At 42.3% G+C, this 20,295-nt stretch carries 18 protein-coding genes; 11 read left to right on the forward strand and 7 right to left on the reverse strand.

Features of this window, described 5'->3' with window-relative positions; all coding sequences use genetic code 11:
• Window positions 1-179: 179 nt before the first annotated feature.
• Both ACYVBM_RS07980 and radA read right to left on the reverse strand, forming a co-directional pair.
• A complete protein-coding gene (locus tag ACYVBM_RS07980) occupies window positions 180-884 on the reverse strand; it encodes a ComF family protein (RefSeq protein ID WP_460685113.1) in 705 nt (234 codons plus the stop codon).
• Between the two features lie 40 nt (window positions 885-924).
• Window positions 925-2,328, reverse strand: coding sequence for a DNA repair protein RadA (gene radA, locus ACYVBM_RS07985; protein WP_460685114.1), 1,404 nt, complete (start codon window positions 2,326-2,328; stop codon window positions 925-927).
• 525 nt (window positions 2,329-2,853) lie between these two features.
• On the opposite strand from radA, the gene ACYVBM_RS07990 reads away from it, so the two are divergent.
• Window positions 2,854-3,540, forward strand: coding sequence for a zinc metallopeptidase (locus ACYVBM_RS07990; RefSeq protein ID WP_460685115.1), 687 nt, complete (start codon window positions 2,854-2,856; stop codon window positions 3,538-3,540).
• 200 nt (window positions 3,541-3,740) lie between these two features.
• Here the strand turns inward: ACYVBM_RS07990 and ACYVBM_RS07995 are convergent, their stop codons facing one another.
• A complete protein-coding gene (locus tag ACYVBM_RS07995; protein ID WP_460685116.1) occupies window positions 3,741-5,081 on the reverse strand; it encodes a DNA polymerase Y family protein in 1,341 nt (446 codons plus the stop codon).
• Between the two features lie 293 nt (window positions 5,082-5,374).
• On the opposite strand from ACYVBM_RS07995, the gene ACYVBM_RS08000 reads away from it, so the two are divergent.
• The 4 genes from ACYVBM_RS08000 (at window position 5,375) to ACYVBM_RS08015 (ending at window position 8,599) form a co-directional block, all read left to right on the forward strand.
• Window positions 5,375-5,689: an HPF/RaiA family ribosome-associated protein gene (locus ACYVBM_RS08000; protein WP_460685117.1), complete on the forward strand. Its 315-nt coding sequence runs from the start codon at window positions 5,375-5,377 to the stop codon at window positions 5,687-5,689.
• 251 nt (window positions 5,690-5,940) lie between these two features.
• Window positions 5,941-6,528, forward strand: a complete 588-nt coding sequence (locus ACYVBM_RS08005; protein WP_460685118.1) for a YceI family protein — start codon at window positions 5,941-5,943, stop codon at window positions 6,526-6,528.
• Window positions 6,529-6,566: 38 nt separating this feature from the next.
• On the forward strand, window positions 6,567-7,916 hold the full coding sequence (locus tag ACYVBM_RS08010) for a hypothetical protein (RefSeq protein ID WP_460685119.1): 1,350 nt from the start codon (window positions 6,567-6,569) through the stop codon (window positions 7,914-7,916).
• Between the two features lie 89 nt (window positions 7,917-8,005).
• Entirely contained in the window at window positions 8,006-8,599 is a 594-nt protein-coding gene (locus ACYVBM_RS08015) for a YceI family protein (RefSeq protein WP_460685120.1), read from the forward strand.
• Window positions 8,600-8,683: 84 nt separating this feature from the next.
• On the opposite strand, the gene ACYVBM_RS08020 is transcribed toward ACYVBM_RS08015, so the two are convergent.
• The gene (locus ACYVBM_RS08020; protein ID WP_460685121.1) at window positions 8,684-9,394 is read right to left on the reverse strand and encodes a ThuA domain-containing protein; all 711 of its coding nucleotides are present in this window, start codon (window positions 9,392-9,394) and stop codon (window positions 8,684-8,686) included.
• 191 nt (window positions 9,395-9,585) lie between these two features.
• Between ACYVBM_RS08020 and ACYVBM_RS08025 the strand changes: the two genes are divergently transcribed.
• Entirely contained in the window at window positions 9,586-10,197 is a 612-nt protein-coding gene (locus ACYVBM_RS08025) for a helix-hairpin-helix domain-containing protein (protein ID WP_460685122.1), read from the forward strand.
• 8 nt (window positions 10,198-10,205) lie between these two features.
• Here the strand turns inward: ACYVBM_RS08025 and ACYVBM_RS08030 are convergent, their stop codons facing one another.
• Window positions 10,206-12,575: an efflux RND transporter permease subunit gene (locus ACYVBM_RS08030; RefSeq protein ID WP_460685123.1), complete on the reverse strand. Its 2,370-nt coding sequence runs from the start codon at window positions 12,573-12,575 to the stop codon at window positions 10,206-10,208.
• 346 nt (window positions 12,576-12,921) lie between these two features.
• On the opposite strand from ACYVBM_RS08030, the gene recO reads away from it, so the two are divergent.
• The 5 genes from recO to ACYVBM_RS08055 all read left to right on the forward strand — a co-directional run bounded on the left by recO (window position 12,922) and on the right by ACYVBM_RS08055 (window position 18,923).
• Window positions 12,922-13,680 (forward strand): DNA repair protein RecO, encoded by a 759-nt coding sequence (recO, locus tag ACYVBM_RS08035; RefSeq protein ID WP_460685124.1) that lies wholly within the window; start codon window positions 12,922-12,924, stop codon window positions 13,678-13,680.
• Window positions 13,681-13,953: 273 nt separating this feature from the next.
• Window positions 13,954-17,715: a DEAD/DEAH box helicase gene (locus ACYVBM_RS08040; RefSeq protein ID WP_460685125.1), complete on the forward strand. Its 3,762-nt coding sequence runs from the start codon at window positions 13,954-13,956 to the stop codon at window positions 17,713-17,715.
• A gap of 72 nt (window positions 17,716-17,787) precedes the next feature.
• Window positions 17,788-18,036 carry a hypothetical protein gene (locus ACYVBM_RS08045; RefSeq protein WP_460685126.1) on the forward strand — a complete coding sequence of 83 codons (249 nt, stop codon included), beginning with the start codon at window positions 17,788-17,790 and terminating at the stop codon, window positions 18,034-18,036.
• A complete protein-coding gene (locus tag ACYVBM_RS08050; RefSeq protein WP_460685127.1) occupies window positions 18,033-18,371 on the forward strand; it encodes a putative toxin-antitoxin system toxin component, PIN family in 339 nt (112 codons plus the stop codon). Before ACYVBM_RS08045 ends, ACYVBM_RS08050 begins: the two co-directional genes overlap by 4 nt.
• 276 nt (window positions 18,372-18,647) lie before the next feature.
• A complete protein-coding gene (locus ACYVBM_RS08055) occupies window positions 18,648-18,923 on the forward strand; it encodes a hypothetical protein (protein ID WP_460685128.1) in 276 nt (91 codons plus the stop codon).
• Between the two features lie 10 nt (window positions 18,924-18,933).
• Here the strand turns inward: ACYVBM_RS08055 and ACYVBM_RS08060 are convergent, their stop codons facing one another.
• Together ACYVBM_RS08060 and ACYVBM_RS08065 are read right to left on the reverse strand one after the other, a co-directional pair.
• Window positions 18,934-19,653: a tetratricopeptide repeat protein gene (locus ACYVBM_RS08060; protein ID WP_460685129.1), complete on the reverse strand. Its 720-nt coding sequence runs from the start codon at window positions 19,651-19,653 to the stop codon at window positions 18,934-18,936.
• Window positions 19,650-20,213, reverse strand: coding sequence for an RNA polymerase sigma factor (locus tag ACYVBM_RS08065; protein ID WP_460685130.1), 564 nt, complete (start codon window positions 20,211-20,213; stop codon window positions 19,650-19,652). The genes ACYVBM_RS08060 and ACYVBM_RS08065 overlap by 4 nt, the downstream gene beginning before the upstream one ends.
• Between the last annotated feature and the right edge of the window lie 82 nt (window positions 20,214-20,295).

The following is a 20,295-nucleotide window of genomic DNA, read 5'->3' on the forward strand; positions in this document are numbered from 1 at the left end:
TTTTAAAGTATCCGATTCCCATGATTTTTGAAGATAAAGTGGTTTTTTAACAGGATCCTTTTATTCAGATCGATCCTTTCATCCGCCATCATATTCAATTTATAACGTTCCAGCCCGCTAGTTGTTTTCTGTCAGAAAGAATTATTTTCTAAGAAAAACGATACAGGTAAAGCAGGGGCTTATATCGTGCCCGCATAACACAATGCCGCAATATTGATGACGGTTCCTTTTGCTTCAGATAAAGCCGTTGTGCAGGCATCTATCGTAGCCCCTGTTGTTATTACATCATCTACTAAAAGAACTTGCTTATAAGCGATTTTGCTTTCGTCTTCCAGGATAAATTTACCTTCTATATTTTGCCATCGGTCAATGCGGCTTTTCTTTGTTTGTGTTTCGGTGGCCGAAGTTCTTTTTACAGCATGGTTCACTACCGGCACATGCAGTATCTCTGCAATACCGTTGCATAAAATTGCTGCCTGGTTATAGCCGCGTTTACGCTCCCTGCTTTCGTGCAGGGGTAACGGGATCAAGGCCTCCAGGTGTTTAAACCGTCCGCTTTCCAGTAGTTGGTTACCCATTATCAAACCCAGCTGATGCCCCAGGTCTTTATTTCCCCTGTATTTGAATTCATGCATTATGTGCTGTAAGGCAGAATTCTTGGTAAAATAAAGCTGCGCTGTGGCCTCATGAAACCTTATTCTTCCTGTCAGCATTTTTTCAACGGGGTTATCCGCCTGCTTTTCAAAATATGTCAATGGCAGATCATGAATACATTTTATGCACAAATGGCTTTTTGCAGGCAGCACATCGGCGCCGCAGCCGGCACATACATGTGGATAAAAAAGATGCAATAAAGAATCTTTGATAAGTACCAGGGTTTTCATGAGTGTTTTTCATTAGCGTATAAAAGTACAACATTGATTTTTAAAATAAATACTGATATACTTCTTCCACTCTTGCCATTGTTACCACTTCTATATTAAACTTTTGCCGGTTTTGCCTTAAAGATTGATTATACTTAGATACAATGATCTTCTCAAAACCCAGCTTTTCGGCTTCGGCTATACGCTGATCAATTTTATTCACTGCACGGATCTCTCCGCTCAGCCCGATCTCTCCCGCAAAGCAAATGTTTTGCGGTAATGGTACATCTTCATAAGAAGAGAGCAGGGCGCATAAAACTGCCAGGTCTATTGAAGGGTCTTCCACTTTAATACCGCCCGCTATATTCAGGAATACGTCTTTCACCCCAAAATGAAAGCCGCCCCGCTTTTCCAGTACGGCCAGTAATAGCTGCAACCTTCTTAAATCAAAGCCAGTAACTGTTCTTTGCGGTGTGCCGTAAACCGATTGGGTTACCAAAGATTGTACTTCAATCAGTAATGGCCGCAGCCCCTCCAGCGTAGCGGCAATAGCAATACCGCTCAGCTGTTCTTCTTTCTGGGTAATCAGAATTTCACTGGGGTTAGATACGCCGCGCATTCCTTTATCCGTCATTTCGTAAATGCCCAGCTCGCTGGTGCTTCCGAACCGGTTTTTTTGAGTGCGTAAAATACGGTAAGCATAGTGCCGGTCTCCTTCAAATTGTAACACTACATCCACCATATGTTCCAATACTTTTGGGCCCGCAATTCCCCCTTCCTTGTTGATATGGCCGATTAAAAAAACCGGTGTATGGGTTTCTTTGGCATAGCGTTGAAATTCACCGGCACATTCCTTTATCTGCGATATGCTTCCCTGTGAGGCATCAATAAACCCCGATTGGAGTGTTTGTACCGAATCTACAATGACCACATCCGGTTTCAGCTTCTTTATCTCCTGGAAAATGGTTTGAACCGATGTTTCTGTGAGCAAAAAGAAATGATCATTACTGATGCCGGCTCCATCCCGGTAGTTATCAGGAGGGTACAATCTGTTCGCCCGTATTTTTATTTGCTGCTCGCTTTCTTCACCGCTTATATACAGAACCTTCTGATCGTGCATCTGCAAGCCATTCTGTAAAAACAGGGTACTTTTGCCAATGCCTGGCTCCCCGGCCACTAATATGATGCTCCCGGCAACAATACCGCCGCCTAAAACCCTGTTCAGCTCTGCATCTGCTGTGATAATCCTTTCTTCTTCGCTGCTTTTTACCTGTGATAAGGACACGGCTTTAGAAGATCGCCCGTTTTTATCAGGATAATCGTTCCAGCTTTGCCTGCCATTGGTTTTTTCAATTACTTCTTCTACAAAGCTGTTCCATTGCCCGCATGCAGGGCATTGCCCCAGCCACTTTACGCTCTCATATCCGCAGCTTTGACAGAAAAAAGATTTCTTCACTTTACTCATGAAGTAAAATTAGCGAATGATGAATAGGGAACCGCTATTTTTTATGATACCAGCATATACGGCATTGGTCTTACCACAGTTGGCTATTCCGCCTATACATTATCCAAAATGTGTTTGTCCGGCTGAGTTTGGCTGAAAAATTGTAATCATTTTCAGCAACCTGATATATGGCATCGTTTTGGATTCCTTTATAAGGAGCTGCGGGGTAAGGTATAAACAGCAAAAAGGCCTCACTCTCGCTTGGCCTTTTTACTTACTAACCCATTAAATTCTGCTACTAAGGTACAAATTGAGTTTAACATTAAAAAATGAAATTCTCTGCCCGGAACGTTAAAAGATTATGAAGCCCACTGCTTTTGCCAGGGATAAAACATCTAAACATTTGATTACCAATTATTAAAAAAATACAGTGCTTGCGTTAAAAAAATATCAAATAGTTTTCTACATGACAAAAAGACGCATTTTTGTCGTAACTTGACAATGGTTTCAGATTTGATGAAGTAAGCTAAATAAATATTATTAATAATGACTCCATCTATCTTTTTAGTGTCTATGATTTTTGTCGGTATCAGTATGCTGGTGTCGATGGTTTTAAAAGGGAAGTTTAAAAAATATGCCCAAATTCCGCTGCGTAATGGTTTGAGTGGTAAGGAAGTAGCAGAGAAAATGCTTCGTGAAAACGGGATTTATGATGTACAGGTAATTTCCACGCCCGGTTTTTTGTCTGACCACTATGATCCCACAAAGAAAACAGTAAACTTAAGTCCTGATGTATATGAAGGCAGAAGTATTTCTGCTGCTGCTGTGGCAGCGCATGAATGCGGCCACGCGGTACAACATGCAACGGCTTATGGTCCGCTGGAAATGCGCAGTAAATTGGTACCGGCGGTTCAGTTCAGCTCTATGATCGTAAACTGGGTATTACTAATAGGTGTGGTAATGGCTGCATCTGGCAATACCACGTTGCTGCTTATTGGTATTATTTTAATGGCCGTTACTGTTGTATTCAGCCTTATTACTTTGCCGGTAGAGTTTGACGCCAGCAAGCGGGCCCTGACCTGGTTGCAGCACACCAATGTAACGGACAGCCAGGAATACCCGATGGCAAAAGATGCATTAAAATGGGCGGCTACCACTTATGTAGTGGCTGCGTTAGCTGCTGTAGTTACCCTTATTCAATATATAATGATCTATTTGGGAAGAAGGGATTAAGCTGTTTTCAGATATTTTACGGGAGGCTGTATTCAAAAGGTCGTAAATTATTCTTTTGAAGCAGCCTTTTTCGTGTGCGCTTAGAGATACGCGGCAAAGAGGCGGAATAACTGTAATTTGTGCTTGTTACAGGACTTATTCTTTAATCAGGCGATATTGTTTTCTATCGCCTGAAAAGAAAAAGTACAGCATCCTGACTTTTATACCTTCATTTCCTCATCCTCTTCCAGCAAAAACTTATTAAAGCCTGTACCCATATCATTTTTCTGGTAAAGATCTTTTACCGAGCCAAAACCAATAGCATCTTTCATTTGCCCCGGTTCAATGGTCTCGGAGGCTTTGCGCACCATATTTTTGCCATACTGGTCTTTAATAGTGTACATGACCTTTCGTAAGCGGTCGGTCTGTATCCGGCTATCAAAAAGGCTGTATTGAACTTTTTCAGAAGGTATAAAATCGCCTACAACCAGGCCCATTGACATCATATCCCTTCGCAATACTTTCAGCGGCTGCAGCTTTTCGTATGCGGCCATTTTAAATTTTACCTGGTGCAGCATTTCCGTTGCATCCTGCAGGGGATGGAGCAGTTTAATATGGGTTTTCCATTCGCCTGCGCTGTAATAAGCCGCATAAAAACTGAGCTCCCTGCAAAATACATTTTGCTTTACCAGCCTTTGCTCCAAGCGGGTACATAAAGAAACAAGCATAGCATGTAATGTCTCGTAGCCCGACCTTGTTTGGGCCGAAAGACTGCGCATGGCGCTCATTCTTTTATAATCAGTAGTAGAAAGATCTACCTCTTTAAAATGCAGCCGGTAGTACCAATAATTGCCTGTTACACCTCCAAATACTTTTCTTAATAAGGATTCTGAGGCATTACGAAAATCGACAGGAGTGTAAATGCCTGCCCGGTTCAGGCGTCTTTCACCAGCACGGGCTATACCGGGTATATCGGTAAGGGCGATTTTGCCCAGGTAATGATCTACATTTTGAGGGGTGATATGGATGAGCCCGTCTGGTTTCTGGATTTCTGTAGCCAGCTTGGCCAGGAAAACATTGGGGGCAATACCAATAGAGCAGGTTATGTGCTCGCCTACGGTATTACGGAGATCTTCTTTTATTTTCCTGGCAAGCGCTACAGCATCTTTATAAATATACGCGTAGCGGGTAAGGTCTATAACCGCTTCATCAATACTTTTTGGAATAACACTGTCTCCGTCGCAATAAGAGCGCAGAACGTTCATGATCTCCACATGAATACGGCGATAGAGGAACGGACGTGTAGGCACCATCTTAAAATCAGGGCAAAGGGCCTTACATTGGCTGGCCTGCATACCGGTTCTTATCCCAAATCTTTTTGCTTCTTTAGATGCCGCAATAACCACCGCATTGGGCCCGTCATAGGGACATACGCCAATAGGCCTGTTACGTAAATGTTCCTGCCATTGCTGCTCACAGCTGGCAAAATAACTGTTCATGTCTATATACATTACCAGCGATCGCGCATCCCGTTTCAATGAATTATGGTTCCTGGATTTCATGAAAAAGCATTTCAGGAAGCTAAAATACTAAAAAAATTAGCATTTTAGCTAAGTGGCCACTATAAATAAAAGCATAACAAAAGCCTTTTTTGACTCCGCATCCTGCGGCAGGAATACACAGAGAAGACACCAGAAAGCCAGGAGGCCGGGTATAGGCGGAAATAATACCTGATCTTAATCAGTTACAGATATTTTTCTGTGGACCCGGATTATAAAATTATTTGTGTAACATTGAGCTCATTCTTTAAAGCTTTTTGCAGTTAAAAATATTTTGTACATCTAAACTATTTAATATGACCATTCAAATTAATGCAGACAATCATTTAACGGTTAGCCCTGAGTACAGGGAAAAAATTGAAGGCATGGTGCTTGGTGAAATAGACCATTTTGTAGAGCACCTTACACGTATTGAAGTATACCTGTCTGACCAGAACTCGCATAAGGATACCGGTATAGATAAGCGTTGTAACATTGAAGCCAGGCTAAAAGGCAAACCGCCTGTTGCTGTTTCAGATGATGCCGAAACTTATGATCAGGCGATCAGCGGAGCTGCCGCCAAACTTAAAACAACGCTTCATACTATGATCAGTAAAAGCAGGGGTCATTAACAGCCTACAGCATTTTTTATATCTGCCGCCAGCATAAATGCTGGCGGTTTTTTTATAGGCAGGAGGCCTCTTTAGCACCTGAAAATTGAGGCACGATGGGAGGTTGAATCAGCTTTGAGAAGGCTTAACGAGGCATAACTCCGGTCATATCCGCTGATGACATCTATCATTCCAACGGCTGTATTTAAGTCATAAAAAAAATTAACATATTCTTAGACTTTTGTGTAACAACAATCAGAAAAAATACAGACATGAAAAAATTACAATTAATCGCACTGTTCATTCTTGGATTAGGGGTGAACCTTTTTGCGCAGGACACTTACAAACTTGTTGAAGCTAAAAGCAAAAACCTGGTAACAGGAACTTCCACATTACACGACTGGCGCTGCCAGGCAGAAAAGCAATCAGGTACCGCGCTTATAAAAACGGATGGAACATTTGAAATAAAGTCGCTTTATGCCCGGATCGTTGCCAAATCGCTCAGAAGTATTAAAGAAAACGGCAATTATTATGATGATGGCATGGACAAAAATGCCTATAAGGCTTTAAAAGCCGACCAGTACCCTGAAATAGTGTACACACTTACCAGTGTTTCCAATGTAAAAACAGCCGGAAATACTTCAACATTTACAGCTACCGGAAACCTGACCATTGCAGGAAAAACCAATAAAGTTGTTTTCCCGGTAAAAGCTGTAGTTGCCGGTAATACGGTAGTTTTTACAGGCGCTGTTAAGTTCAAGCTTACTTCATTTGACATTACGCCGCCCAAAGCACTTATGGGAACCATTAAAACCGGTGATGATGTAACAATACTGCTGAACTCAACCTATGCTAAATAACACACAACACTCATTATTAAATACTTAAATAATTTTTTATGAAACGCTTATCGCTAGCTGCCGCTCTGCTGGGATGCTTCTCTATAGTAAATGCGCAGGACCAGGAATCTTTTTTATCGAAACTACAACCCGAAATACAATATACAAGACCCGGAGATAAAACCGGTTTGAACCAGTTTGAGCCTACAAAGAAGGAAACCGTTCCTTACGAAGGGCTTAAGGTAAAAGTGGGTGCCGGATTTTCTCAAATGTTCCAGAGTCTCTCACACAGCAATTCAGGCGCTGTGCCACTTTATCCGAGGCTGGCGCCGGGTTTTGGCATAGCCCAGGCCAACTTAAACATAGATGTTCAGCTGTATGACGGGATTAAACTGAACCTTACCACTTACCTTGCTTCAAGGCACCACAATGAGGCTTGGGTGAAAGGTGGTTACATCCAGTTCGATAAGCTGCCTTTTAAAGGAGAAGGATGGGATAAGCTGATGGAATACGCTACCATTAAAATGGGACATATGGAAATCAACTATGGCGACCAGCATTTCCGCCGTTCTGATGGGGGTAACACTATCCACAACCCATTTATAGAAAACTATATTATGGATGCGTTTGCTACCGAAATCGGTGGTGAGATTTATTTGCAAAACAATGGCGTTATGGGTATGGTAGGGCTTTCTAATGGTCTTATCAATGGCACACAGCAGTCTCCTGTTTTTTTAGATATAAAGACAATGGATGGAAAAAAAGATACGACTACTGTTTCATACCACCGCAACCCTTCTATTTACCTGAAAGGTGCAGTAGATAAAACACTGGGAGAGGTAAGGGTAAGAGGTGCCGCTTCCTTATATTACAATAACAGCGCCGGCCGCAGCACCTTATATGCAGGCGACCGTACCGGCAGCAATTATTTCTTTGTAATGGAAGGCGTATCGGCAACTTCTAAAGACAATGCCACCTCCGGCCGTTACAGCCCCAATCTTACGAACCAGATACTGGCCATACAATTAAATGGCTTTGTAAAAGCAAAAGGTTTTGAGTTTTTCGGAACATACGAAAATGCCAAAGGCCGCAGTATCGATGAAAAAGTAGCGAATTCCGATAAACGCAATGTAAACCAGTTTGCAGCAGATGCGCTTTACAGGATCGGCGAAAAAGAAAAAGTATATATTGGCGCCCGTTACAATACTGTACGTGGCCAGCTGGTAACCAAAAATACAGACAAGCAAAGCATTGACAGGATCGCTGTTGGTGGCGGATGGTTTCTTACCAATAATATTTTACTGAAAGGGGAATATGTAACCCAGAAGTACAACGATTTTCCTGCAGCCAACATACTGTCGAAAGGAGAGTTTAAAGGATTTGTGATGCAGGCTGTAGTAGGTTTCTAATCCATCATTGAAGAAAAGGGCTGGCTTACAGGCAGCCCCTTTTCTTTTTATTGTATTGCTCTTATCGCTAACAATAAAAACTCAGGGAAATGTTACTGATAAAATTTTTATGGTGTGGATTGCTGTACTTTTTTTTCAACGAAGCATCTGCCCAAACCTACCAGGCCTCCCTGCTGGAAGGAAGCGCTTTTACCTTAAAGGGTTCTTCTAATATCAACGAATTCAGGCTTGTGTACACGGGCAGCCTGCGCAGTACCAATAAGGTTCAGGTAAAAAAAGAAGAGGCCAGGCTCAATGTAAAACCAGGCGATGGCTTACACCTGAACGTACTGGATTTTAAAAGCCCTAACAGCTATATCACCAAAGATTTCAGGAAAATGTTACAGGCGGATATTTATCCAACCCTCTCCATTGAGCCGCTAAGTGTGTGGCTGCAAAAAAATCAGCCTGGTAAAGTTGCTGCACTCATCAACCTTACTATAGCCGGTTGTACCAGGCAGGAGGTGATAACACTTACGCTTACAGAGCAAAAAGCCACCGCTTTGCAATGCAAAGGCAGCCATGTGATATCCCTTAAAAAATATGAGCTTACGGCTCCTAAAAAAGCATTGGGCGCTGTACAGGTAAATGATAACGTAACTATAGATATGCGGTTAAACCTGCAATATAAAAAAGTAGATTAAGCAACCCTTTCTGTTCAAATACACTATTGTTGTTATAAATTAAAGCGGCTGTTATTGAGCCGCTTTTTCATTTTTATACGGCTGTTATTTTTTGTTTCCTATCGCATACTTTATGCCGCCCAGCAGGTGCTGCAGGAACAGGGGGTCGTTGTACGATTCTTCCGTATGTCCTAATCCTGTATAAAACACGCGCCCGCCCTCAAAGTTATGGTACCAGGCCATAGGATGAAAATCACCGTTCTTCCCCCCTTCGTAGCTTTTTTCATCAATAGTCATGAGCACTTTTATATCAGGATTAATATTCTTGAAATTATACCATTCATCCTTCCTTTCCCAAACACCGGGCAGGTGCTTGGTAGCCGGGTGTTCCTTATCCTTTACGACCAGCTTTGCTACCTGTTGTCTGGGATGATCAGCGAACCATGCTCCCACCATTTTATTATACCACGGCCAGTCATATTCGGTATCTGTAGCTGCATGTATACCTGCAAAGCCACCTCCGGAGTTTATGTATTTTTGTAACGCCTCTTTCTGAGTTTCATTAAATAATGTTCCGGTTGTGTTTAAAAAAATAACCGCAGCATATTTTTTTAATCTTTTAGTTGTAAAAACAGCCGGGTCAGTGGTTGTATCAACTTCAAAGTTATTAGCCACGCCCAGTTTTTGTATCGCTGCAATACCCGCGGGTATAGAAGTATGATAAAAGCCCGCAGTTTTGCTCATTACCAGAACCCTTGGTACCGGAGCGGTTATAAACGATATCCATACCATTGAAATTGCGGCTAAAGGAATCATTATTTTTAAACAGCTGAACATATTAAACATTATTTATGTGCATATACGAATCAACTAAAGTAATGTAAATAATGCGTACTATCCACATTTTTTGAACCGCGATATAGCGTGAAACCGAATACTAGGAAGACTTTAGCTATATTTGCAGCGCGAAAAACGCATACAATTTTATTTTTTTAAATAATATGAAGATGAAAAAAATCACTTTTACGCTACCTGCTGAAGCTTTGGGCACCGCTACAGAAGCCTTTTTACTTGGAGATTTTAATGAGTGGAACTTAGACAAAGGTATTAGCTTAAGCGTACAACCAGATGGCTCTTTAGCCGCTTCTGTTGATCTTGAACCCGGTAAAACTTATGAATACCGCTTTTTATTGAACAATGGCACCTGGATTAACGACTGGGCTGCAGAACAGTATGTGCACAACGCCGTTTTTGGTGTAGAAAACTCTGTAATCTCTGTTCCTGCAGAAAAAGCTACCGTTAAAAAAACCAAGACCGTAGCTCCTAAAAAAGAAACTAAGGCCAAAAAAGAAGCTAACACCGTTACCGTAAAAGAAGACCTTACTAAAATTGAAGGTATCGGAAGCAAAATAGCCAAGCTTTTAGAAGCCGAGGGCATCAGCACTTTTGCGGGGTTAGGAAAAACTACAGGCAAGAAGCTGAAAACTATTTTAGAGGCCGCCGGTCCTAAGTTTCAATTACACGATCCTGCATCATGGCCCAAGCAGGCTAAATTAGCTGCCGCTGGCAAATGGGATGAGCTGGCTGCATTGCAGGAAAAGCTGGTAGGAGGTAAATAAATTTATTTTTATTGGCCTTTTCCCCGTTTTTTGGAGAAGCTGATCAGCAATGCCGGTAGTAAAACAAGGTTTGTAGCCGTAGCCGTTATCAATGTTACAGAGGTAAGCCAGCCTAATGCCCTGGTTCCGCCAAATCCGCTAAAGCAGAATATTATAAACCCGGCTATTAACACCATTGATGTGTAAATAATACTGATGCCGGTGCTGTGTATCGTTTGTATTACAGTGCTTTCGGGGTCATTATGGTGGTGTGCGAGCTCCTGCCTATAATTTACCAGGAACCGTATGGTAATATCTATGGCAATGCCCAGTGCAACGCTGAATATAAGCACCGTGCTCGGTTTCAGCGGCACACCGGCCCATCCCATGATGCCGGCGGTTATTCCTAATGGAATAATATTAGGAATCAAGGAGCACAACAGGATGCGCAGCGATTTAAACAGGTACAGCATACAGAGCGCTATTAAAAGAAAAGCCCAGAAGATGCTTTCCTGTAATCCGTTGATGATAAACCGCCCCCCTTCCAAAAAAGCAATGCTGCTGCCCGTAAGCGATACGTTATACTGATCCTTGGGGAAAAGCTCATCTGCGCGTTTTTGAATGCCGTTCAGCAGGCCGGGTAAAGCGTGGGTTCCTACATCGGCCATGTTCACGCTCAGCCGCGCCTCCTGCTTCGTGCTGTCCATAAAACGGGAAACCAGCCGTGCGAGACTGTTATCATTATCCGCCGCATCAGTGCTGCCGGTCTTCATATTGAGGTATTGGGCCAGGCCCGGCAAATCAAATTCAGATGGCATGGAGTAGTTACTGCTATCGCCATCATAAAAAGCCTGTTTGGCAAATTTTAATCCTTCTATAAGGCTTAAAGGTCGGGCTACTTCCGGCCTTGCAGCCAGGTATTGAGCAAATGAGTCGATCTTAACAAGATTATTGAAGTTGCGGGTTACACCATATTTTTTTTTGGTATCTATTACAATTTCCAATGGCATCACTCCTTTAAAGTTCTTTTCGAAAAACTTAAGATCGGTATAAATCTTATCCGTTTTAGGTACATCATCTACCATATAAGCATTGCTCTGCAGACGCAGGGCTCCCGCAATGGCTACAGCAACCAGTACTGCAGTTATAATATATATTTGCCTGCGATGAGATAAAGACCATTTCTCCAGCCTGGCCAGCCAGCGGTTCAGCCTGGGGTTATATAAATATTTCGTATGTTTTTCTTTGGGTGGAGGCAAGAAATAAAGCACAATAGGGATCAGTATCAGTGAGATAAAGAACAGCAGCATAATATTGATGCCTGCCACTACGCCAAACTCCTTTAATATAGCGCTCTTGGTAAGTGCAAAAACCGCAAAGCCAATAGCAGCAGCCACATTACAGAAAAGCGTTACAATGCCCATGCGGCTTACCATGTCGGTGATAGCGTTTTTCTTTTTTTGCCATACAGGGACGGGGTTGTTTAAAGCCGCCTGTTTCTGCCAGCTTGTATGATATTTATTAAGGAAGTAAATACAATTAGGAATGCCTATTACTACGATCAATGGCGGAATCAAAGCCGTAAGCAGCGTAATTTTATAATCGAAAAAATGCATCGTCGCCAGGCTGAACAATACGCCAATGATTACTACAGCAAGCGAAAGAAGCATGGAGCTTACCGACCTGAAGAAAAGCAGTAATATGATCGCTGAAAGCGTAATGGATGCAACAAGAAAATAACGCATTTCGTTGGCAATACGTGCAGCAAGCACCGTTCTGATGTAAGGGAGACCACTTAATTTCACTTCAATACCCGTAGCCTGTTCAAATTTTTTAATTTGGGCTGTTACGGAATGAATAGCCTCATCTCTTTTTTTTGAGTTGATGACGGTTGCGTCCATACTTAGCCCCATCAGGTACGCATTCGTAACAGGGTTATAGAGTAAGCCATTATAAAAAGGCAGGTTACGGAAAACTGCGGCACGCTCATTTAACCGAGCCTGTGTAAGTGTATCCAAGGGAAAAATTTTTTTGGCCTGCAGCTTTTCAGATGCGGCATCTTTTACAAGGTTAACAGCGCCGGGCACGCTTAATATGTCTAAAACACCCGGTATTTTTTTTAGGTTATTCTGCAGATCAACATATGGGTTAAATACTTTTTCCGTAAATAACTGATCGGTTTGAACACCAATGATCAACATATTGCCATCCTCGCCGTATTTTTTCTTAAACTCCTGGTAAGCAATATTCACCGGGTGATTGGTAGGGATCGCCTTGGTAAATTCATACCCCAATTCCACTTTCGTGGCCTGGTATCCGCATATCGCTGTTGCGGCGATCAATAGTATTAAAAGAACAAACCGGTATTTGATTACGGCTTTACCTAGCTTCTCCCACATAGAACGTATTTTATCTTTTAGACCTTGTTAAGTTTGCAACTTTTTTGAATGGCTGCATCATTATAGTATGCACAAAGAAAAGAAAAAACAATGCCAACAGGTAATATTTTTATCAGACAGCATCAGCGGTATTAAGGCGGGACCAGCGCCTGCAAAGTGCAAACAGATCAGTGTTCGGCTACAACATGTATAAAAAATGGTATGGCCAGCGGGTTTCTGGTGAAAAACCCCTGAAGCGGCGATTCTCCGCTGGTCAATAAAACAAGACCGCAAAATGTTATGCATTCTGCCCTTATGCCTGTACAATAATTAAAAAAATTACCTTGCATGCTTATATTACTATAAGTTGCCCGATAAAATTCATAAAACCAGAGGGATTGTGCTCCGTCATGTAAAGTACGGTGAAACCAGCATTATTGCATCTGTGTACACAGAACTGTTTGGGCTGCAGTCCTATTTACTAAACGGGATACGAACATCGGGAAAAAACGGCGGCGGAAAGATCAGCTTTTTCCAGCCGGCCGCCCTATTGGATATGGACGTGTATCATAATGAGTTGAAACAGCTGAACCGGGTAAAAGAATACCGGTTTGCCTGTGTTTACCGGCATATTTTTTCTGATGTGCTTAAAAACGGCGTGGCGGCTTATATGGTGGAGTTGTTGACTCAATGCCTGAAACAACCCGAAAACAATTATGGTTTGTTTGCTTTTGCCGAAGATTGCTTTACAGCGCTTGATGGCTGCAATGATAAGGTAATGGCTAATTTTCCTGTTTTTTTTGCTGTGCAGCTTACTTATTTTTTTGGCTTTTTGCCGCAAAACATTACACCGGGCAACCGGCAGAGCAGCGAAATATCATTTGATATTGAAGAAGGTGTTTTTACAGCGGATCCCGTATTTCATCATTTTTATCTCGAAAAAAGATATGCGCTGGTACTGGCAGAACTTTTGCGCGTCCGGCATCCGCAGGAGCTGGCAGAAATTGAAACCAATGCAGAAGCCCGGCGTAAAATACTGGAAGCAATGGAAAGATATTATAGCCTGCACATACAGGATTTTGGGAAGCTAAAAACATTGCCGGTGCTGAAGGAAATAATGCGGTAGTAGGAAAGAACACTTTTGATCAGGGTTGATCTAAAATAAAGCTTATAGTTTGGCTGGTAAAAAAACCTATAAAGATACTATTTTCTTTTCACCCTTTCCCGGAAATAAAATATTCCCCAAAACATTCGGAAAAGCGAAAATCTTTCTTTTATTTTTGCCGATTGTCCTTTTTAAGAGCCTTTGTTTTTATTAAAGGATTTAAACATATAATTATCAAAATAAAATAATTCCCTTGCTCTCCTCTTCTATAGGAGAGGGGCCGGGGGTAAGGTCATGGCATTACCACATATTTTAAAACACGTTTACACAAACGGTACAGATGAAGTGATCCGGCGCGGTAAAAAAACCCATGCGCTTGGTTTCGTTGAACTGGTTGAGTTTGATAAGCTTACCGGCAATATTGTTTTTCGTGTAAAAGACGATACCTACAGCAGCTTTTATAAAGTATATATTCAAAAATATAGCGATCCCAGGCAAATATCTTTAAGGTGCACCTGTCCCTATAACCTGGGAGATATATGTAAGCACGAAGTCGCCTCCCTGTTCCAGCTGCAGGAACTGCTGGATAAAGGGCAGCTGGGAGATGAAGAGGTCTATTACGATCAGCGTCATACTGTTGTAAAGCTGCGGAATCTGGACCTGCGTTCACTTCGTTCACTTTGCAGCAGTGAAAGCTTTAATGAAGCGGAGAAATACCTACAAAAGAAAAAGGCGAAAATTGTATCTGCAAAAGATGAAGCGGTAAAAGCGGTCGTGGTCCTTGATGGCAAGGACTATACAGTAGTTATTCGTAAAAACGATGAAAGGAGCTTTGATACCAGCTGCGATTACGAAGACACAGAATATCCGCTATGCTTACCAAAGGTTATTGTATTCATGCAACTGGTAAAGCAGCACGGGCCAGATTATTTTGACACCATCCGTAACCGAGATGTGGAAAAAAATAAGCTGCTAGAAGCATATGGGTACTCGCTGGCAGACGATCTGAAAGGAAAATTTGAATTTGTTTTTAAAGAAGGCAAGCCATTTTTGCGTGTATTAGACAGCCGTATCAAGCGCGTAAATACTCCTGGTGCAGCGGCTCCAAAACAGGTAGCGGCGCAGCAAAAGCAGGAGGCGGCTGCAGAAGCCGATATAGTAGTTGAAACGGGCCCCGCTTCTGCAGCCCGGCTGGGTATTGTTTTCAACTTCAATAAAAAAAACTATCCATATTTTACCCTGGATACGGTTACAGGCGAAACAAATGAAGCACAAAACGGGTTTACAGGAAAAGTAGAAGCGCTGGATATTGCCAGGTATATTGACACGAGCAATTACAATGAACATGATATCGCCCTGCTGAACACTGTTAGGAAACTGCAGGACACGGAACTTAAAAAATATATCCTCCGCAATACGCCTTTCAGTAATGTGCTGGAAGAGCCTGTGCTTAACGGGGAACTGAATGAAGAAGAAAAAAAGCTGGCCAATGAGTACCTCTTGCCCCGCATTAAAAAATTACTTGCAGATGCAGCAGAAAACCCCCTGGCATTCATTCTCCCTGCAGGAAAAAAGTTTATCACCCAAAACCTGCAAAGTGTAGACGCTATTGAAACACCAGCTACTATTGAGTTTTTTATAGATAAGAGCGGGGATGATTTCATTTGCGAATGCCTGGTGCGGGCAAGAGGTATGGTGCATGGTATTGAAGAGAATGAAGCGCCAACTCCGCTGGTGTACCTGTACAATCACCAGCTATTTGCCCTGCCCGATGCAGATACTGTATCATTATTACAGAGATTTTCCGGCAACGGTAAGATCACGATCTCCCAGGAAGAATGGCCGCAAACCCTGCACGAGTTTATATTGCCCCTGGCAAAAGAATATAAAACCGATTTTGATCCTTCGCTCTTACAAACCATAAAAGGGGTAGAGCCTGAAGTAAAATTATTCCTTACCGAAAAAGGCGACTTTTTAGTGTTCCGCCCGGTGTTTTCTTATAAGGGCCACGAAACAAACGCAGTTGGCAAACAGGTAATGCTGATTCCTGAAGGCAGTAAGATCCTGGCTATCCATCGAAGCAAAGAAAAAGAAGAGGCCTTTATACAAAGACTTCAAAACCTGCATTCCAACTTTATTATGAACGGAGAAGATGGGACGCTTGCCTTAAAAGGGGTCGAAATTTTAAAAGAGAACTGGTTCTTTTTATTTGTCGATGCCATGAAGGAAATGCAGGTACCTGTATTTGGACATGAAGCGCTGCGCAATTTCCGTTTTAATACGGCAAAGCCCCAGACAAAGATTTTTATCAGCAGCAATACGGACTGGTTTGATGCCAAGGTAGATATTATGTTTGGAGAGCAAAAAGTGTCTATTGCAGAAGTGAAACGCGCCCTGGCAGCAAAGCAGCAATATGTACAGCTTAATGATGGCACTTTAGGCATTCTGCCAGACGAATGGCTTAAAAAATATTCTCTGCTCTTCAGGGTTGGCGAAGGAAGCAATAACAAGCTGAAGCTGTCGCAGTACCATAAAAGTGTGATTGATGAGCTGTTTGAGCTGCAAAATGAAGAGGAGCTGCAGTTTGAACTGGAAGAAAAGTATAACCGTCTAAAAGATTTTGAAAAAATATATGAAGTACCGCCGCCGCAACACCTGGAGCAAACCCTAAGGCCCTACCAGGTTGCCGGTTTCCAATGGCTGAACTATTTACAAAACATTAGCTGGGGAGGTATCCTGGCGGATGATATGGGTTTGGGTAAAACCATCCAGGCACTATCTTTCCTCCAACATTATAAGGATAATAACCCTCAAATGAAAGCTTTGGTGGTTTGTCCTACCACGCTGATCTATAACTGGGAAAACGAGATCCGGAAATTCACACCCCAGATGTCTTATTGCATACATCATGGCAGCACCCGTACCCGAAACACTGATGAAATATTAAAACAGGATATTACGATCACTACTTACGGCACTTTACGAAGTGATATCAAGTTATTCCTCCATGTAAAATTCGACTACCTGGTGCTGGATGAAAGCCAGGCTATTAAAAATCCTTCTAGCAAGGTAACACGCGCGGCTTCCCTCCTTAATGCAAAGCACCGCCTGTGTATGAGTGGTACGCCATTACAAAATAATACTTTTGATATTTATGCGCAGATGAACTTCCTGAATCCCGGCATGCTGGGAAGCATAGAGTTTTTCAGGCAGGAGTTTGCCATTCCAATTGATAAATTAGGCGAGGCCGACCGGAAAGAGCACCTGAGAAAAATACTATACCCCTTTATCCTGCGCCGTACCAAGGAGCAGGTAGCCAAAGACCTTCCTGAAAAACAGGAAATGATCTTATGGTGCGAAATGGGCGATGAGCAGCGCCGAATATATGATGCGTACCGAAATGATTACCGTGATAAAATTTTAGGAACAATAGACAACCAGGGACTGGGCAGATCGCAGCTCACCATCCTGCAGGGACTCATGAAGCTGCGCCAGATATGCGACTCACCGGCTATTTTAAATGAAGAAGATGCTTTTGAAAACCACTCCATAAAAATTGAAGAGCTGGCACGCGAGATCACCGAAGATATGAGCGATCACAAAGCACTGGTGTTCTCACAGTTTTTAGGGATGCTGGGCCTTATCCGGCAAAAACTCGATGAGCTGGGCGTCAAATATGAATATTTCGATGGCAGCACCTCGGCTCCGGACAGGGAAAAGGCCATTCAAAACTTCCAGAATAATGATGAAGTGCGGGTATTCCTGATCTCGTTAAAAGCCGGGGGCGTGGGCTTAAACCTTACAGCGGCGGACTATGTGTATATTGTAGACCCCTGGTGGAACCCTGCTGTAGAGCAACAGGCGATAGACCGTACCCACCGTATTGGTCAAACTAAAAACATTTTTGCCTACCGGATGATTTGCCGGGATTCTATTGAAGACAAGATTCTCAAGCTTCAGGATAGGAAAAAGGCATTGGCCAGGGATCTTATTTCCGATGAGTCGGGCTTTATCAAATCACTTACCAAGGAAGATGTAGAGTATTTGTTCAGTTAATTCGTTTGCTGATAAGCAGCTGTATTTTGAACAGTTGAATGGATTTTGTAGATTTGGGAAAAGAAGGAAATTATGATAGCGGAAGAAATATTGCCTACAGGAAAATTCACCCAACCTCAATTGGAGCTGTTGCGGATGTTTTCACGACAATATCCCGATAAGGTGTGGATAGAGGTAAAGGACCTGCTTTCTAAATATTTTATGGAAAAGGCATCGGAAGAAATGGACAACCTTTTTGAACAGCAAGGGTGGGGTGAGGAAAAAATAAAAGACTGGGCTGCTGAACACATGCGCACGCCATACAATAAAAAGGATGAATGAAAATAGTCCTTGATACAAATGTTCTTTTGGTGGCGTTACCGTCCCGTTCGTCATATCATAAAGTTATCAGTGCGTTCAATAGCAGGCAATATGACCTGGTTATCTCTACGCCTGTTTTTCTCGAATATGAAGAAATACTTTCTACAAAAGCGAATCCGTTTATTGCTGATACAGTTTTAAGTGCGTTTCTGGAGGCGCCAAATGTAATTGCAGTAAAGGATTATTATTATTGGGATTTGATCAGGGCTGATCCTGATGATAATAAGTTTACTGACGCTTTTCTTAACGGGCAGGCAGACTACCTGGTAACAAATGATGCTCATTTGATGTGGTGAAAGGAGTTGAATTTCCCAGGATAAATGTTATCACGGCAGATGAGTTCCTGGGTTTTTTGAAAGATGAATAGGGCGTTGGCAATCTGTGAAACAGGCAAATCACTGACCCGGGGAGAGGTAGAGTATTTGTTTAGTTAATTCGTTTGCTGTTTAAATCAGGAGCGGGCAAGTGGATAAAAGCAAAGATGGCATAAGTAATTTATTCAATGACGAGAAAGCAAATAAACTTTCGTCAAAGATCAGAATAGCGAGTTTAATTTTAATACACCTATAAAAATGAAATTTCGTCGTCTTATATCGTTATTAATCATAGCAGCAATACTCATCGCTTTTTTTACCAATCCTAAAGAAAGCGATTTTAAAACATTCGTTGAACCAGGCATAACCAGGTTGAGTGCACCTCCTCTTATCGAATACAAAAACCATCTTATTTATTCCAATGCCGAGATCACCTATTTCCACCCGGCTTCTGTAAAGGGTAAATTTATTGCTGCAGCCAGCAAAGAAAAATATATCGGGCTTTTTGGCCGGTTCTGGAAATTGAAAAAATAAACAGGGCCTGTTATTCATCCAGCTTTTTCAAAAGCTGTTGTGCCTTTTTATAATAGCTGTTGCCTTCGCCCACGAATCGGGCATATTCAGCCGCCTCCTCTTTTTTACCCAGTTTGTAGGCTGATAAAGCAGCGAAAAAGGCCGCATCTTCTTTATAAGCCGAGGGGCCATTGGCTAATTTTTCCAACACAGGCAGGGCTGTTTCATACTGCTTTATTTTAACAAGGCATACTGCATAAAAGAAGTGAGCAGTAGCATCCTGGGGATTAGCGGTTGCCTGTTGTTTTAGCAAAGGAATGGCTTCTTTATACTTCCCTTCGTTAAAAAGCAAAGCGCCCTGATTCGATAGCTCTTCAGCGCCTCTTACCACGGCCTGTGGCATGTCAGGCACCTTAAAGCGGTCTATTCCTGATGGCAGCGAAAAATAAAGGATAAGCATTGCCGCCACTGCAGTAATCGCCGCCATATATTTTTTGAATGGAATAATTTTTATGGGCTTTTTATTTCCTGGCTTAAAATATTGTTGCGTCAGCGGCTTTAAGGTTTGTTGTAACTGTTCAACATCTTCCTGTCGGCTTAAATTGCGCTTCAGTATTTTATCAGCCTCCAGCCAATCAGCGTAATCCTGCTTTAGCGCCACATTGGTTTGGAGCTCGCTTTCAAATGCAGCACGTTCTGGCCCTGTCATCCGGTTCCCTGTATAAGCTTCTATTTTTTCAAAGTTGCTCATGCTGCATGCTGTTTTTTGTTTCTTACAAGCGATATTAATTCGGCCATGCAAAGCGATTTCTTTTTCCGCAGGTAAGCATAGCTTACGCCCATCTCATCGGCCAGCTGTTGCTGCGCTTTATCTGCATAGCTGGCTATAATAATTTCGCGGCAACGTGCACTGATTTTTTGAAGCATCTCCACCACTATATTTTCCTTTTCTAAAGTATCAGCATATAACGCTGCAGCTTCAGTATCCCCGCTTGTTATTGGAGTATATTCTTCGTCTATGCTTTTTGTTACCCCCTGTCGTTTATTTTTTTCTGCCAGGTTGATCCATTTTCGCTTGCAGATCAGCAGCAGAAAGGCTTCCAGCGGACAGGTAAGTACAAAAGAGCCATCCCTGGCCAGTTTGTAAACATCAATGAGCGCCTCCTGGAAAATATCGCCGGCCTCTTCTTCTCCCGCACCTTTTGACAAAAGATATTTCTTTATACCGGGTGCGAAATTTTTATAAATGTCCTCTATTTGCCGGGTATCGTGGTTTTTGAGCGCTTCAATATATTGTTGATCGGTGTGCAAATAACTGGTTTATAATTAGCTAATGTAATAAAATTCTTTTTTTGTGATAATAATTGGATAAATTTAGTTATTATAAAATTAG

Source organism: Niabella aquatica, from assembly GCF_054779315.1.